This window comes from Marinobacter nanhaiticus D15-8W (genome assembly GCF_036511935.1).
Classification (GTDB): domain Bacteria; phylum Pseudomonadota; class Gammaproteobacteria; order Pseudomonadales; family Oleiphilaceae; genus Marinobacter_A; species Marinobacter_A nanhaiticus.
The window spans coordinates 744,989-760,241 of sequence record NZ_AP028878.1 but is presented as its reverse complement, the minus strand read 5'-3'; the positions used below and the strand labels follow the sequence as shown (position 1 = coordinate 760,241).

The 15,253-nt window shown below is 60.4% G+C and carries 15 protein-coding genes; 10 read left to right on the top strand and 5 right to left on the bottom strand.

The window, feature by feature from the left end:
* The first annotated feature begins 7 nt into the window (after positions 1–7).
* The 4 genes from RE428_RS03350 to RE428_RS03335 are packed head-to-tail and all read left to right on the top strand — an operon-like array spanning position 8 to position 2,755.
* Complete coding sequence (locus RE428_RS03350; protein ID WP_004578950.1) at positions 8–463, top strand: DUF4426 domain-containing protein; 456 nt, start codon at positions 8–10, stop codon at positions 461–463.
* A gap of 8 nt (positions 464–471) precedes the next feature.
* The gene (gene rdgB, locus RE428_RS03345) at positions 472–1,080 is read left to right on the top strand and encodes an RdgB/HAM1 family non-canonical purine NTP pyrophosphatase (RefSeq protein WP_004578951.1); all 609 of its coding nucleotides are present in this window, start codon (positions 472–474) and stop codon (positions 1,078–1,080) included.
* Positions 1,077–2,231 (top strand): radical SAM family heme chaperone HemW, encoded by a 1,155-nt coding sequence (gene hemW, locus RE428_RS03340; RefSeq protein ID WP_004578952.1) that lies wholly within the window; start codon positions 1,077–1,079, stop codon positions 2,229–2,231. The genes rdgB and hemW overlap by 4 nt, the downstream gene beginning before the upstream one ends.
* A complete protein-coding gene (locus RE428_RS03335; RefSeq protein WP_004578953.1) occupies positions 2,228–2,755 on the top strand; it encodes a hypothetical protein in 528 nt (175 codons plus the stop codon). The genes hemW and RE428_RS03335 overlap by 4 nt, the downstream gene beginning before the upstream one ends.
* A 568-nt stretch (positions 2,756–3,323) precedes the next feature.
* Here the strand turns inward: RE428_RS03335 and trmB are convergent.
* On the bottom strand, positions 3,324–4,049 hold the full coding sequence (gene trmB / locus RE428_RS03330) for a tRNA (guanosine(46)-N7)-methyltransferase TrmB (protein WP_040882772.1): 726 nt from the start codon (positions 4,047–4,049) through the stop codon (positions 3,324–3,326).
* Between the two features lie 218 nt (positions 4,050–4,267).
* On the opposite strand from trmB, the gene RE428_RS03325 reads away from it, so the two are divergent.
* The gene (locus RE428_RS03325) at positions 4,268–5,374 is read left to right on the top strand and encodes a histone deacetylase family protein (RefSeq protein ID WP_004578955.1); all 1,107 of its coding nucleotides are present in this window, start codon (positions 4,268–4,270) and stop codon (positions 5,372–5,374) included.
* 13 nt (positions 5,375–5,387) lie between these two features.
* Here RE428_RS03325 and RE428_RS03320 read toward each other — a convergent pair whose 3' ends face one another.
* Together RE428_RS03320 and RE428_RS03315 are read right to left on the bottom strand one after the other, a co-directional pair.
* The gene (locus tag RE428_RS03320) at positions 5,388–6,911 is read right to left on the bottom strand and encodes a YifB family Mg chelatase-like AAA ATPase (RefSeq protein WP_004578956.1); all 1,524 of its coding nucleotides are present in this window, start codon (positions 6,909–6,911) and stop codon (positions 5,388–5,390) included.
* A 79-nt stretch (positions 6,912–6,990) separates the two neighbouring features.
* The gene (locus RE428_RS03315) at positions 6,991–7,251 is read right to left on the bottom strand and encodes an accessory factor UbiK family protein (protein WP_004578957.1); all 261 of its coding nucleotides are present in this window, start codon (positions 7,249–7,251) and stop codon (positions 6,991–6,993) included.
* Between the two features lie 324 nt (positions 7,252–7,575).
* On the opposite strand from RE428_RS03315, the gene glnK reads away from it, so the two are divergent.
* Positions 7,576–7,914 carry a P-II family nitrogen regulator gene (glnK, locus tag RE428_RS03310; RefSeq protein ID WP_004578958.1) on the top strand — a complete coding sequence of 113 codons (339 nt, stop codon included), beginning with the start codon at positions 7,576–7,578 and terminating at the stop codon, positions 7,912–7,914.
* Positions 7,915–7,991: 77 nt separating this feature from the next.
* Positions 7,992–9,263 (top strand): ammonium transporter, encoded by a 1,272-nt coding sequence (locus tag RE428_RS03305; RefSeq protein WP_004578959.1) that lies wholly within the window; start codon positions 7,992–7,994, stop codon positions 9,261–9,263.
* A 78-nt stretch (positions 9,264–9,341) separates the two neighbouring features.
* Here RE428_RS03305 and speE read toward each other — a convergent pair whose 3' ends face one another.
* Positions 9,342–10,202: a polyamine aminopropyltransferase gene (speE, locus tag RE428_RS03300; RefSeq protein ID WP_004578960.1), complete on the bottom strand. Its 861-nt coding sequence runs from the start codon at positions 10,200–10,202 to the stop codon at positions 9,342–9,344.
* A 454-nt stretch (positions 10,203–10,656) separates the two neighbouring features.
* On the opposite strand from speE, the gene speA reads away from it, so the two are divergent.
* The 3 genes from speA to RE428_RS03285 all read left to right on the top strand — a co-directional run bounded on the left by speA (position 10,657) and on the right by RE428_RS03285 (position 14,047).
* Positions 10,657–12,567 (top strand): biosynthetic arginine decarboxylase, encoded by a 1,911-nt coding sequence (gene speA / locus RE428_RS03295; protein ID WP_004578961.1) that lies wholly within the window; start codon positions 10,657–10,659, stop codon positions 12,565–12,567.
* Between the two features lie 200 nt (positions 12,568–12,767).
* On the top strand, positions 12,768–13,415 hold the full coding sequence (locus RE428_RS03290) for a sigma-70 family RNA polymerase sigma factor (protein WP_004578962.1): 648 nt from the start codon (positions 12,768–12,770) through the stop codon (positions 13,413–13,415).
* A complete protein-coding gene (locus RE428_RS03285) occupies positions 13,412–14,047 on the top strand; it encodes a ChrR family anti-sigma-E factor (RefSeq protein ID WP_004578963.1) in 636 nt (211 codons plus the stop codon). Before RE428_RS03290 ends, RE428_RS03285 begins: the two co-directional genes overlap by 4 nt.
* A gap of 94 nt (positions 14,048–14,141) precedes the next feature.
* On the opposite strand, the gene RE428_RS03280 is transcribed toward RE428_RS03285, so the two are convergent.
* Positions 14,142–14,870, bottom strand: coding sequence for an SDR family NAD(P)-dependent oxidoreductase (locus RE428_RS03280; protein WP_004578964.1), 729 nt, complete (start codon positions 14,868–14,870; stop codon positions 14,142–14,144).
* Positions 14,871–15,253 lie beyond the last annotated feature (383 nt).

Genomic DNA, 15,253 nt, shown 5'->3' with positions numbered 1-15,253 from the left:
GGTCATCATGCGCGCCAAGACGCTTATCCGACGCCTGTCATTTCTCCTCGCTGGCTGTGTGCTGCTGGTCGCCCCCCAGGCGAACGCCGGGCAATATCAGCAGTTCGGCGACTATCAGGTGCACTACAGCATCTTTCCCAGCAGTTTCCTGACGCCCGAGATTGCGAAGCAGTACAACATCGTGCGCAGTCAATCGATCGGCGTCGTCAACGTCAGCATCCTGAAACAAACCGAAGCTGGCCTGGAGCCGGTTTCCGGCCAAGTGGAAGGCCAGGTCATGAACGATATCCGCCAGAGCCGCTTCCTGGGATTCCGCCGCATTAGCGAGGGCAAGGCGGTCTACTACATTGCTGAATTCCAGTTCAGTGACGGTGAACTGCTGACCTTCCAGCTCGAAGCCAACGTGCCCGGCGCCAGCGACCCCATGCCGGTTCGGATCGCGCAAACACTTGTAAACGACTGAGCAGGGCTATGACGAATCAACGACTGGTACTGGCAAGCAACAATGCAGGTAAGATCCGGGAGCTGGGCGAACTGCTGGCGCCGCTCAACCTGACGGTGGAATCCCAGGCGTCCCTGGGCGTGTCCGAAGCAGAGGAACCCGCAGTCACCTTCGTGGAGAACGCGCTGATCAAGGCGCGCCACGCGGCCAGCCATACTGGCTTACCGGCCCTGGCGGACGACTCCGGACTGGCGGTCGACGCCCTCGACGGCGCCCCTGGCGTTCGATCGGCACGCTACGCCGGCCCGAATGCCACCGATCAGGACAACGTTAACCGCCTTCTCGAAGCCATGGCCGACGTGCCTGACGACCAGCGCGGCGCCCAATTCCACTGTGTGCTGGTCTACCTGCGCCATGCCGAGGACCCGACCCCCATCATCTGCCATGGCGTCTGGCACGGCAGCATCCTGCGCGAGCCTGTGGGCGAAGGCGGCTTCGGTTACGATCCCGTTTTCTGGGTCCCCGATGCCGGCTGCTCTGCAGCCGAGCTCGAACGTAGCGTGAAGGGGCGCATGAGCCATCGCGGCAAGGCCCTGGAAGGGCTGCTGGCCAGCCTCAAGCTGCGCGGAGGCACATGATCCACCATCACGGCGCGCTCCAGCTCCCCCCGCTGAGCCTATACATCCACGTCCCCTGGTGCGTGCGCAAGTGCCCCTACTGCGACTTCAACTCCCACGCCCTGAAGACCGACATCCCGGAAGACGCCTACCTCGACGCCCTGGAAGCTGACCTGAAGCCTGATCTGGCCGGAGTTCAGGGCCGCGCCATCGAGACAGTCTTTATCGGTGGGGGTACGCCTTCACTCATGTCTGCGGATTTCTATGGGCGCCTGTTCGAGCTGCTCGGCAACCATCTGTCCTTTGCCGCCGACGCCGAGATCACCCTGGAAGCCAACCCGGGGACCGTCGAACAGGCCCGCTTCGAAGGCTTCCGCAAGGCCGGCATCAACCGTTTGTCGCTCGGAATCCAGAGCTTCGACCCCAAGCAACTGCACAAGCTCGGGCGCATTCACGATGATCAGGATGCGCACCGCGCGATCACAACCGCCCGGGAGGCAGGATTCGATAACTTCAACCTGGACCTGATGCATGGCCTGCCTGGTCAGACTGTCGAGCAGGCGTTGGCGGACCTCGACTCGGCCTTGCAGTATGCCCCGCCCCATCTATCCTGGTACCAGCTCACGCTGGAACCGAATACCGAGTTCTACAGTCGCCCGCCGGACCTGCCGGAAGACGACCAACTCTGGGATATCCACCAGGCCGGCCACGGCCATCTGCGAAAGAACGGCTATACGCCCTACGAGATCTCAGCCTGGTGCCAGCCAGGCCGGGCCTCGCGCCACAACCTGAACTATTGGCGTTTCGGCGACTACCTGGCCCTCGGCGCGGGCGCTCACGGCAAGATCACCTTTGCGGATAACGGCGAGATTCGTCGTTTCTGGAAGACCCGCCAGCCGGAAGCCTATCTCCAGCGACTGGGCAGTCGAACTGCCGGCCAGCAGGTTCTGGAGCGGGAAGATCTGCCGCTCGAGTTCATGATGAACGTGCTGCGATTGGAGCAAGGGGTCGAAGAAGCCGCATTCGAGGCGCGTACCGGTTTACCATTACAGGAGATTGCTGCGATACTTTCAGCACTGCGATCTGACGGTTTGCTGGAGAAGGACCGCCTGCAGGCCACACCGCTGGGCCAGCGGTATCTCAACAGTATTCTGGAACGATTCCTGTCATGAGTGAAGCCACCCTGCCCCCGATGCCCCGCCACCTCAAGCTGCTGGGCCTGACAACGTTCGCGTTGCTAGCCGCGCTCGTGGCCATCAATATTCCCCTGGCAACCTATGCGGCGCCCCAGGGCGTCATTAGCCTTCAATTCGCCGTCACAGCCGAACAGACCATCCAGATCCTCAACAGCTGGGGCGCGGAAAACAGCCACTGGGCGGTGGCGTCGCTTCTGCTCGACCTGCCGTTCATCGTAGTCTACGTGGTGACCCTGTTGGCACTGACGGGTTACCTGCTGCTCGATCGGCCCGGCATACGCGAACGCCAGGCCGGACGTTGGGTGCGTGGACTATTCGTTGCCGCAGGGGCGAGCGACGTGGGAGAGAATATCTGCCTGCTCAGCAACCTCTCCGAGCCCACGGATACCCTCAGCCTCATGGCCTCCCTGTTTGCACTGACAAAGTTCACGGCGCTGCTGTTGGGTACGGCGGGACTGCTGGTCATCCGTGCATCACGGCGCCATTCGCTGCACACCTAGTGTCCAGATGAGTCCGCTCCGCCACGACGTGCGCTCGCGCAAGCGCCAGGAAAGGCATCAAAAGAGGGGATGGCGACGAGGCACCTTCGGTGCCTCAGAAGCTGAAGCTCCTGCTACATGCTCGAGCTTGACGCCAAATGTAGTCGATGCTTTCAAGATTGACGTTAAATGTAGCCGACGCTTCAGAGGGTGTTGCAAAAGCTTGCGGTATCAAGCCTCTCTCCCCTGGCGGGGTGTAGGCGGAAGTAGCGAAGCAGCGCTTCGCCCGCCGGAACGCCCAGAGCCTCTGGCGAGGGGCCGGGGCGCGGAGCGGAGGTTTGGAGAGAGGGGGACGAGGCGAACGCCTCGCGCGAAATCGTCTCTGGCAACGATGAGCGTCTGACGGAGCTACCCCCTCTCCCCGGCCCTCTCCCGCGAGGGGAGAGGGAGTTTATGCCGGTACTTTTAAAATACGGCTACTTTTGCAACACCCTCTTCAGCTTCGGAGCAGTCCGCAGGACTGCCCCTTATCCACATGCCACTTGATCGGAAACGGGCGCCCACAAACACCGCGAGAACCTGCTTTCGATCAGTTCGTCCGCCGGAACAGCAGATCCCAGACACCGTGGCCGCGCTTGAGCCCGCGCTGCTCGAACTTGGTCAGCGGCCGATCCTTGGGCCGGGGTGAAAAACCGGCTTCCGGCATGGTGTTGGCGAAGCCTTCGGATTCGCTCATTACTTCCATCATATGTTCGCTGTAGTTTTCCCAATCCGTCGCCAAGTGGAAGATGCCGCCCACCCGCAGTTTATGGCGGATACGTTGGACGAATTCAGGCTGCACCAAGCGGCGCTTGTGGTGACGCTTCTTATGCCAGGGGTCGGGGAAGAAGAGCATGACGCGATCAAGAGACGCATCCGGCAGGCAGAAGTCGATCACATCATTGGCGTCAATGTTGTAGATCCGCACATTCTCCAGGTTACGCTCCTCAATTTCCTTGAGCAGCGCCCCAACGCCTGCGGTATGCACTTCGACACCGATAAAATCCTGCTCCGGCGCGGCTTCCGCCATGGTCGCCAGGGACTGCCCCATTCCAAACCCGATCTCCAGGTTGAGCACCGCCTGACGGCCGAAAACCTGCCGCGGATCGATCATGCCCTGCTCCCGGGTGAGGCCGAAACGCGACCAACTGCGTTCGTAGGCCTTCTTCTGGCCCTCTGTCATGCGTCCCTGGCGCAGCACGAAACTGCGGATACCGCGGCGGGTAGTTACAGGTTCATCTGAGGAAGAATGGCGCTTGTCATTCTCGTCGGTCATGGGCATCTCTCGTATCCGGTATTGGGGCTTCAGAGTGTACCAAAGGTTACGCGAGCTGAGGGATTTGGACTGTTAAAGGTCCCTTCTCGACAGTACTGTCGCCGATGATGCCTGAACACGCGCCAATAAATGACTATGCTGTGATAGCAACTGACGTCAACGACGATCACCGGCTTCGCACAAAGTCCGCAGATCGCAATCAGGGACGAGGTCCACTCATGGCAGCAAAACGCAAGGTTACCTTGTTCTATGACGAACGGGTCCTCGCCCACGCTCCGGATACCGATGCCTCCTTCCTGCCAGCGCGCCTGGATCGGCGCATCCGGCAGATACTGGCGACCCTGAACGTACCCTGGAAATACCCGGAGCACCCCGGGCGCCTCACCGCCATCATGCAGTACCTGGAACAGAACCCGATCGAGGGTGTCCATCTGGCTTCGGGCCGGGCGGCTACAGCCGAGGAGCTGGGGCGGGTCCATACCTCGGCCTATCTCAAGGATATCTACGACCTTCGTGGCAAGAATGCCTGGCTGGACGTGGATACCACAGCCGTCTCGCCCGGAAGCATCGACTCTGCCGAGGTCGCTGCAGGGACTGCGATCGCCGCCGTCGAAAGCGTCGCATCCGGCGAATCAGAATCAGCGTTCGCGCTGGTCCGGCCACCGGGGCATCATGCAGAACCGGTACGGGCGCGGGGCTTCTGCCTTTTCAATAACGTTGCTGTGGCGGCAGCCCATGCCCAGGCCGAACTGGGCCTGGAGCGGGTAATGATCATCGACTGGGACGCCCATCATGGCAACGGGACCCAGGATATTTTCTGGGCCGATCCGGACGTGCTGTTCTTCGATATCCACCGGGCTTCGCCCTTCTACCCCGGCACCGGGGCTTTGGAGGATATCGGCGCAGGTCTCGGAGAAGGTACGACGGTCAATGTTCCGGTGCCCGCAGGGTCAGGCGATGCGGCCTACCTCAAGGCTTTCCGGGAAATCCTCGAACCGGCGGCGAACTGGTTCAAGCCAGACCTGATCCTCGTGTCCGCAGGATTCGACGCCCACTGGATGGATCTGGCACTGAACGTCTCCTACGAAGGATTTGGCGCCATGACCGGCGCTATCCGGGCGGTCGCCCAGCGCCACTGTAAAGGCCGCTTGGCCTTCGTCCTTGAGGGTGGTTATAACCTGGAATCCCTGCCCCGGGGCGTTCACGCGGTGCTCAACGTACTGGCCGGCGCCGAGCCGATCGAACCCGGTATTTGCGGCTTCAAGGAAGTGGAAGCCGCCGCCCTGTTCCACCGGGACGCTTTCATTCCACCGGAGGACGAGTAAGCCCAAGCGGCCCCTAGCCAGTCGGCGCAGTCACCTGCGTGTGACGTCGATCCAGTTTACGGTATCCCAAAGCCTCCACCAGGTGGGTCTGCTGCAACTCCTCGTCGCCGGCGAGGTCGGCCAGCGTCCGCGCCACCCGCAGGATACGGTGCAAGGCCCGCGCCGATAGCCCGAGACGCTCCATAGCCTGGGCCAGCATGCGCTCGCCGGCTTCGCCGGGACGGCAGTAATGGTCCAGGGCGTCGCCGCTGAGGTCGGCATTGAGCACCCCGCGAGCGGCCTGAACCTCGCGCGCGCGCAATACCCGTTCACGCACCGTCTGGCTATCCAGCGGCTTGGCGTCCTGTCGCAGCAATGTCTCGCCGCTTTGCACCGGCACTTCCACATGCAGGTCGAACCGGTCCAGCAACGGTCCCGACAGGCGGGATTGGTAACGGGCCACCTGCTGGGGCGAACACTGGCAGTCGATACTCGGGTGTCCCCGGTACCCACACGGACAAGGGTTCATGGCGGCGACAACCTGGAATCGCGCCGGATAGGTCACCTGCTGGGCCGCACGGGAAATCACGATCTCCCCGGACTCCATGGGTTCACGCAGAACTTCCAGCACCTTGCGGTCAAATTCGGGAAGCTCATCCATGAACAGCACCCCGCGATGCGCCAGGGAGATCTCGCCCGGCCGCGGTGAACTGCCGCCACCCACCAGGGCCACGGCGGAAGCGGTATGGTGCGGGGCGCGATAGGGTGGACGCCGCCAACTACCAGGGTCGACCGTTTCACCTGCCACCGACCGCACACTGGCCACCTCCAGCGCAGCACCGTCGGTTAACGGCGGCAGGATGCCCGGCATGCGGCTGGCCAGCATACTCTTGCCAGTACCTGGCGGGCCGAAGAGCAAGAGATTGTGCGATCCGGCTGCCGCGATCTCCAATGCCCGCTTGGGGACATGCTGGCCGCGCACGTCCCGCAGGTCCGGGCATCCCATGTCGATGGGTGGCTCAGGGCATCGTGCCAGCGGCGACAAGCGCTCTTCGTCGCATAGATGGGCAACCACTTTCAGCAGGTGATCGGCAGCGTAGACGTCATCCGCCGCTGCCAATCCGGCTTCTTCGCCGTTCTCCGCCGGAATAAGTAGCTGCCTGCCCGCTTCCCGCGCAGCCATGACCGCCGGCAATACGCCGCGTACCGGACGCAATGCACCATCAAGGGCCAGCTCACCGATACATTCCAGGCCCTGGAGGCGTTCAGAGGGAATTTGCCCGGACGCCGCGAGAATGCCGAGGGCAATAGGAAGGTCGAAACGCCCGCCTTCCTTGGGAAGATCTGCAGGCGCAAGGTTGATCGTTATGCGGCGGGTGGGAAATTCGAAACCGGCGTTCATCAGCGCACTGCGAACCCGGTCCTTCGACTCGCGGACTGCCGTTTCAGGTAAGCCGACGATCGAGAGGGAAGGCAATCCGTTGGACAGGTGAATTTCTACGGTAACCGGTGGCGCAGAGACGCCCAGACGGGCGCGCGTATGGACTATGGCGAGCATGACAACCTTCCATGGTTAATTGAGGGACGATCAGCGGGATGGCGTCCTGCCACCCCGCGTTGTTCAGGTTTTGCTGGCGTCAGCTGTTCTGGTCGCCGACACGCTTTTCGAGCGCGGCCACCTGCTTCTCCAACGCTTCGACTTTTTCTCGGGTACGGAGCAGGACGGCCTGCTGGGCATCGAACTCCTCCCGTGTAACGAGGTCCAATTTATTGAGCACCGACAGCACCGTTGCGCGGGCATGCTGTTCAAAATCCTCCCGAGCGGCACGGGCCATGTCTGGAACGAATTGGCCGAACTGTCCTTGCAGCTGAGCGAAGATATCCTGCGGTGTTTTCAATTTGTCTCTCCACGGGTCCCAAGGAATGAGGGGAAAAGTGTACCATAATCGGTGTGATGCAAGGCTGGCCCGGGTGCGCACCGAAATGGCGCACCAATACGGTTCGCGACGGAACAGCACGCACCAAAGTAATGCGCGCACGTGACCCAAAGCAGGGCCACCCAATCATAAGATTTTGTTTTGTTAGTAGATTTTTGCGTTGGCACACACGATGCTTTAAGCCTCGTACGCAATCCGCACACTTGTGTGCGAGGTAGCAGCATCCCGAGCTCAAACCCTAACCCATACGAAAAAGTTTGAGACGGAATTACCAAGGAGACAGCAATGAAACTTGTGACAGCGATCATCAAGCCTTTCAAGCTGGACGATGTCCGCGAGGCATTATCCGAGATAGGCGTTCAAGGCGTGACCGTCACTGAAGTCAAGGGCTTCGGACGGCAAAAGGGGCACACCGAGCTTTATCGTGGCGCGGAATACGTGGTCGACTTCCTGCCCAAGGTCAAGGTCGAGGTTGCCATTGGCGACAACCTGCTGGATCAGGTCATCGAGTCCATCACCAAGGCGGCCAACACCGGCAAGATCGGTGACGGCAAGATCTTCGTGACCGAGCTGGAGCAGGCCATCCGGATCCGGACGGGTGAGACTGGGGAAGAAGCCGTTTAAGGCCCGCCCGGTCCTGTAAAAAACGCCAACGCAAAAATCCTATTCATCCTTGAAGAGCCTTGTGCGGAGGGCTTCACATGGAAAACAACATCTTCCATTTGCAGTACGCTATAGACACCTTTTATTTCCTTGTATGCGGCGCATTAGTCATGTGGATGGCAGCAGGCTTTGCCATGCTGGAATCCGGTCTGGTTCGCGCCAAGAACACCACTGAGATCCTGACCAAGAACGTCGCCCTGTATGCGATAGCCTGTATCATGTACATGGTATGCGGCTACGCCATTATGTATGGCGGCAATATCTTCCTGTCCGGCATGGGCGATATCGACGTGGCTGGCGTGCTGGGCGACTTCGCCGGCCGTGAGGACGGCTTCGAAGGCGGCTCCATCTACTCCGGCGCTTCAGACTTTTTCTTCCAGGTGGTATTCGTCGCCACCGCGATGTCCATCGTTTCCGGTGCGGTTGCCGAGCGCATGAAGCTCTGGGCCTTCCTGATTTTTGCCATTTTCATGACCGGCTTCATCTATCCCATGGAAGGCTCCTGGACCTGGGGCGGCGCAGCCGTACTGGGCATGTACTCCCTGGGCGACCTGGGCTTCAGCGACTTCGCCGGTTCCGGCATCGTACACATGGCGGGCGCTGCCGCGGCCCTGGCGGGTGTGCTCCTGCTGGGCGCACGTAAAGGCAAATACGGCGCGAACGGTGAGATCCGCGCGTTCCCGGGTGCCAATCTGCCGCTGGCGACACTAGGTACCTTCATCCTTTGGATGGGCTGGTTCGGCTTCAACGGCGGTTCCGTACTGAAGCTGGGTGATATCTCCAACGCTCACGCTGTTGCCATGGTCTTCCTGAACACCAATACGGCAGCGGCGGGCGGCGCTGTAGCCGCGCTGATCACCGCTCGCCTGATGTTCGGCAAGGCTGACCTCACCATGCTGCTGAACGGCGCACTGGCCGGCCTGGTTGTCATCACCGCCGAGCCGTCTACCCCGAGCGCGCTGACAGCCACCCTGTTCGGTGCCCTGGGTGGTATCCTGGTGGTCTTCAGCATCGTGACCCTGGACAAGCTGCGCATCGACGATCCGGTCGGCGCGATCTCCGTCCACGGTACCTGTGGTCTGCTGGGCCTGCTGCTGGTACCGGCCACCAACGGCGACGTCAGCCTGACGGGCCAGATCATTGGCGCCATCACCATCTTCGTCTGGGTCTTCGTGGTCAGCCTGATCGTCTGGGGTATCCTCAAGGCGGTCATGGGCCTGCGGGTTTCCGAGGAAGACGAATACGAGGGCGTGGACCTGTCCGAGTGCGGTATGGAAGCCTATCCGGAGTTCGTGAGCGGCAAGCAGTAAGCGGCTCACACCGGAAAACAAAAGGCGCCCCACGGAGCGCCTTTTTTATGGCCTGGCGTTCAAGATCGGCGAACTGATTCAGTCTTCGAAGATATCACGCATGAACTGCGGCTGGGCCAGTGCTGCATTATGGATCGCTTCGTTGTAGTAACGGGTAACAAACGGTCGCTCCGCTGCGTCCTCTTCACGAAAATAGTGCAGCGGATTCTCCTTGCTGGCCATGGTGCAGCTCCACCAGCCTGTCGGATAGACCGGTTGCGGGAACGGCAGGGTCACTACGTGGTCCAGACCGGCTTTCTTCATGTCGGTATGGATGTCCTTGATGATGGTCTCCGCATGCAGCAGGGGTGACTCGCTCTGCTGTACGATGATGCCGCCCTCGCGAAGGGCCAGCATGCAGTCACGGTAGAAATCGAGCGCAAACAGCCCTTCGGCCGGCCCCACTGGATCGGTGCTGTCGATGATGATCAGGTCGATACTGTCTGGATCGGCATCGCGGATCCATTGGATGCCGTCGCCGAAGAAGAAGTTGGCGCGAGGATCCTCGTTGGACTCACAGAGCTCTGGAAAGTATTTCTCGGACATGCGGGTGACCCGCTCGTCGATCTCCACCTGCCAGGCTTCTTCGATGTCGGGGTGCTTGAGTACCTCCCGCAGGGTGCCGCAGTCACCGCCGCCAACCACCACGACCTTGCGCGGTGATCTGTGAGTGAACAGGGCGGGATGTGTCATCATCTCGTGATAGAGGAAATTGTCGCGACCAGTGAGCATCACACAGCCGTCGAGCACCATCAGGTTGCCGAAGGTTTCCGTTTCATAGATTTCCAGCTTCTGGTATTCGGTCTGCTCTTCATGCAGTTTCTTCTTGACCTTGAGGGAAAAGGCCGTGCCCTGGTCCTGGAAAACTTCCGTGAACCATCCTTCGTTGAGTGCTGACATCGCGATGCTCCTCATGCCCTTCTATCGGAAAGTCGTTGGTCGGCCAGCGAAGATGGCCTTCTTTAATGGCGGCATTGTAGGGTGACATTGTTGCATGCGGAAGCCTAGGGAGCCTCTGAATAACTCCGGATCATCTCTGGCCTTCAGAGCGGTTCATAGGTAAGGCGCGGTTTGCAGGAAGGCTGGTTGCCTTTCAAAAACACCGCAACGCAGCATGTAGATCGCTCTGGTGGCCCGGTGAAGGAAGCATCCGCGGCGTTATGGCTCTTGGCTAGGGCTACGGCCATTCCCGGCGAGCCACGCCTTGTGGCTACTGCCTTCAGAGCGCGCAGAGGCGATCCGGAGTTATTCAGGGGCTCCCTAGTTTCCCTGTAAGCTAGTGAAAGCTTCCAGTGCTCCCGCCGCTTTATTTACAATGGCGGCCAATCCACGGAACCCCGGTACCCGACCCGCTATGACTGATTCATCCGGCGCACAAGCTCACCAGGTCTACAACATTGCCCATTGGGGCGATGGCTACATCGACATCGACGATGCCGGCGATGTGCTGATCCGCCCGGATCGCGGCCATAGCGGCGCCCCGATAAACCTGCCCGACCTGACCCGGGAACTGCTGGAACAGAACGTCCAGTTGCCGGTATTGGTGCGGTTCAGCGACATCCTCCACGACCGCGTCAATAATCTCTGTAACGCCTTCAACAAAACCGCGCAGGACCATGGCTACCAAGGCCGCTATACGGCGGTCTATCCCATCAAGGTCAACCAGCAGCGGCATGTGGTGGAAGAGATCACCCGAGCCGAGCCCGCTGCCAGCGCAGGCCAGATTGGCCTGGAAGCAGGCAGTAAACCGGAACTCATGGTGGTGCTGGCGCTATCCCGCAAGCCCGGTTCGGTCATCGTCTGCAATGGTTATAAGGATCGCGAATACATTCGCCTGGCCCTGATCGGCCAGAAGCTCGGACACAAAGTCTTCATCGTCGTGGAGAAGCAGTCCGAATTGCCGGAAATCCTTGAGGAAGCCCGAAAGCTGAACGTCAAACCGTTGATCGGTGTGCGCGCTCGCCTGGCCACTATCGGCAAGGGCAACTGGCAAAATACAGGCGGCGAGAAATCCAAGTTCGGGCTTTCGGCCAGCCAGGTCCTTGACGTCGTCAACAAGCTCAAGGCGGCGGACGCGCTGGACTCGCTGCAACTGCTTCACTTCCACTTGGGTTCGCAAATCGCCAACATCCGCGATATCCAGACCGGCCTGAAGGAATGCGCCCGTTTCTACAGCGAGCTCTATTACCTGGGTGCACCGATCGACACCGTGGACATCGGCGGCGGCCTGGGCGTCGACTACGAGGGAACCCGTTCACGCAGTAGTTGCTCGATTAACTACAGCGTCGGCGAGTACGCCTACAACGTCATCCATACCCTGCAGGCCGAGTGCGATCGCGCCGGGATCCCCCATCCCGACCTGATCAGTGAATCCGGCCGCGCCCTGACCGCCCACCACGCGGTCCTGATCACCAACGTGATCGACCAGGAGGAACCGCCATACCCGACACCCGGCGAGCCGGGAGCCGACGCGCCGGCACCGCTGCATGACCTCTGGCGGGATTACAGCGACCTGCGCTCACCGGATCAACGCCGTTCGCGGCTGGAGATCTATCACGATGTGATGCACGCCATCAGCGACGTCCATGCCCTGTTCGCGCACGGTCTGCTGACGCTCGCTCACCGTGCTGAGGCAGAGGAAATCTATACGGCCTGCTGTCGGGCATTGCGCGACAGGCTGGATCCGAGCAATCGTGCGCATCGGGAAATCGTCGACGAGTTGAACGAGAAGCTCGCCGAGAAGCTGTTCATCAACTTTTCGCTGTTCCAGTCCCTGCCAGACGTGTGGGGTATCGATCAGATTTTCCCGGTACTGCCAATCTCCGGGCTGAACCAGCCGATCCGCCGCCGCGCGGTCATCCAGGATATTACCTGTGACTCCGACGGCCGGATCGACCGCTATGTGGACGGCCAGGGGCTGGAGACGACGCTCCCGCTACCAGAAACACCGGAAGGCGAATCCATGCTGATCGGCTTCTTCATGACCGGTGCCTACCAGGAAATCCTCGGCGACATGCACAACCTGTTCGGTGACACCAACTCCGTTGATGTCAGCCAGCGCCAGGACGGCAGTTATCAGATCCGTCACTTGGTGGAAGGCGACACGGTGGCCAAGATCCTGCGCTACGTGAATTTCGACCCGGAGGCCCTGCGCCGCATCTACCGCGCCAAGTTCGAGACCAGCGAATTGCCGGCAGAGGAACAGAACGCGCTCATCGCCGAACTTGAGCAGGGCCTGGAAGGCTACACCTACCTCGAGGACTGACGCGGCGCGGGATCAGCTTCCGCCGTCCTCCCTGCAACGCCCGCCGAATATCCGGCGGGCTTCGAACCTCTCGCCAGCCGCTCCACCATGCCTTTCTGGGCTTTGCTGATACCTGCTCCGAAATTTTTTTGCTTCAGTGATCCGCCGCATCTGGAACCCCGTATTCATCTTCACTGACAAACCGATGGCGAGCGCATAGAATGATGACATCAACAAGTGCCCCGGAAGCCACCACCGAGAGCCGTAAAGTGCCCCCACTGAATCCCAGGACCAATCGGTCGGAAGGAAGAAAGGACGCCTGGAGCCAGCTGCTCGAGAAAGTCGGACGCAATCAGGACAGGCAGGCCTACAAATCGCTGTTCGAACACTTTGGTCCGCAGATCAAGTACTACGCCATGGCCAATGGTTTGGCAGGCCAGGCGGAAGAACTGGTCCAGGAAGTGTTCGTATCCATCTGGCGCCGCTCCTGTCTCTATGACTGGCGTAAAGCCGCCGCCTCCACCTGGATCTTCACCATCGCCCGTAACCAGCGCATCGACATGCTGCGCAAGATGCAGCGCGCCAGTGCTGAAATGACGGTGGAGACCGAGGATCTCTGGCAGATTCCAGGCGAGCATGAGGACGACCCCGTCACCTCCCTGCACAGGCTCATATCCGAACGCCGCATCCGTGACTCCCTGCAGCACCTGCCCGAAGAGCAGGTGACCGTCATCGCCAAGGTCTACATGGAAAACAAGTCCCACCAAATGGTGGCGGACGAACTGAACATTCCGCTGGGCACGGTGAAAAGTCGTGTCCGGCTCGCATTGAACAAGCTCAAAGTAATCCTGCAGGACCAGAACGCATGACCCAGCACCACCCTGACAGTCACAGTCTGATGGAGTACAGCGCAGGGAATCTGAGCGACCCCCACGCCCTGTGCATTCGCCTCCATCTTGACCAGTGCCCCCACTGTCGCAGTCGCGTGGACATGTTGGACAGCCTGGGCGCAGTGATGATGGAACAACAGACAAGCGTGGATGTTTCCGAAGGCATGTTCGACCGCATCCTCGACACGATCGATCAGCAACCCGAAGCCGCGCCAACGCCGAAGAAGCCGGTCGGCAATCCGCTCGAACGCCTGCTGGGCTCGGATATCAATACCCTGCCCTGGAAGCGGCAACTGGCCGATGTCAGTGTGCTCGACATCACACACCTGTTCCCGAGTCAGCCGGAGCAGGTGGTCCTCCAGAAACTGACCGCTGGTGGCAAGGCTCCGGCGCACACGCATCGCGGCAGTGAAACCACAATCGTGCTGCAGGGCGCCTTTTCCGATCACAAGGGTGTATTCAAACAGTGGGATTTTGTAGTGCTCGACCAGAGCGACGAACATAAGCCGGTCGCGCTGGAAGGCGATGACTGCATAACCCTGTCGGTACTGAGCGCCCCGGTTAAGCTCACCGGTACGTTTACACGGTTACTGAACCCGTTCATCCGTTAGGCCGGAGAGAGGCAAGAATACGCGAGCAGGATGCTTAACCGGAAAAGCCCCGTAGCCGCCAGGTACGGGGCTTTTTCATATACGTACTCGTGATTTACCAGGGTAGCGTCGAGCCATCCCAACTCAGGAAGCTGCCGTTGTCGGCTGTATCCAGCTGCTCGAAAATGCGCATGAGGTTGTCAGCGGTGGCTTCGGGCTTATGGACTTCCAATTGGGCGAGGGATTGCTGGAATGGCTCGCTCAGCGCCGTCAGCGTCGTGCCCGGATGGACCGCAGCGCAGGTGACCGGCCGGATCCGGCGCGGCAGTTCGATCGAAAGGTTGCGGACCAGCATATTCAATGCCGCCTTGGATGCCCGGTAGGCATACCAGCCGCCGAAACCATTGTCGCTGATGGAGCCGACCTTGGCCGATATCGCCATTATCCGTTTCAGGTCGCGGTGGCGCATCCAGGGCATCAGCGACCGGACCAATAAGGGGAAGGCAGAGGCATTGATCTGGAAGGCACGCGCCAGGCTGGCCCCATCAAGGTCTTCCAGTCGCTTCTCGGGCGCAAGGCCCTCACCATGAAGCACGCCAGCAGCGTAGATCAGACCATCGACCGAAAACCCCTCCTGTATTTGCCCTGCAAAGGTTTGGTCGAGGCGGGCACGATCCTCCAGGGCGTCCCAAGGCAGGAGTTCGAGGCGGTCGCCCCAGGCTTCGGCCCAACCGCTCTGTTTTTCCGGATTCCGGCACAGACCCAGCACTTGCCAACGACCACCCTCCAACGCATTTTCGGCCAGGGCTCGACCGATTCCGCCGCTGACACCGGCAATAACCATCTATTGCATGCATTACCCCTTGGACGTTGATAGCAGGTTTCAATGCATACGCGCGCCGGTTCGGGGTGGACTCCCGCCTGAAAAGAGAGGCGAAGGATGGTTAGCGGACCGTTGACCGAAAATGACCGATATCTGTCTGATTTTGACCTTCTGTCCAACGCGGGAATCTGGAGAATAAGTGGTGTTGATTAGTGTCTCTGAACTAGTCAGGCTTGCGCCCTCAGGGGGCAAAGGCCTTCTTGCTTGTCCAGCCACGCCTTTTGGCGTGGCTTTTTTATGGCTCACCTCACTTTAGCGGAAATCCGTGTAACGGGAAGCCATTCCGGGAAAGGACAGCCCGGCGGGCTGCACCGAAGCTGAAGCGTCGGCTACATTTCCCAGAT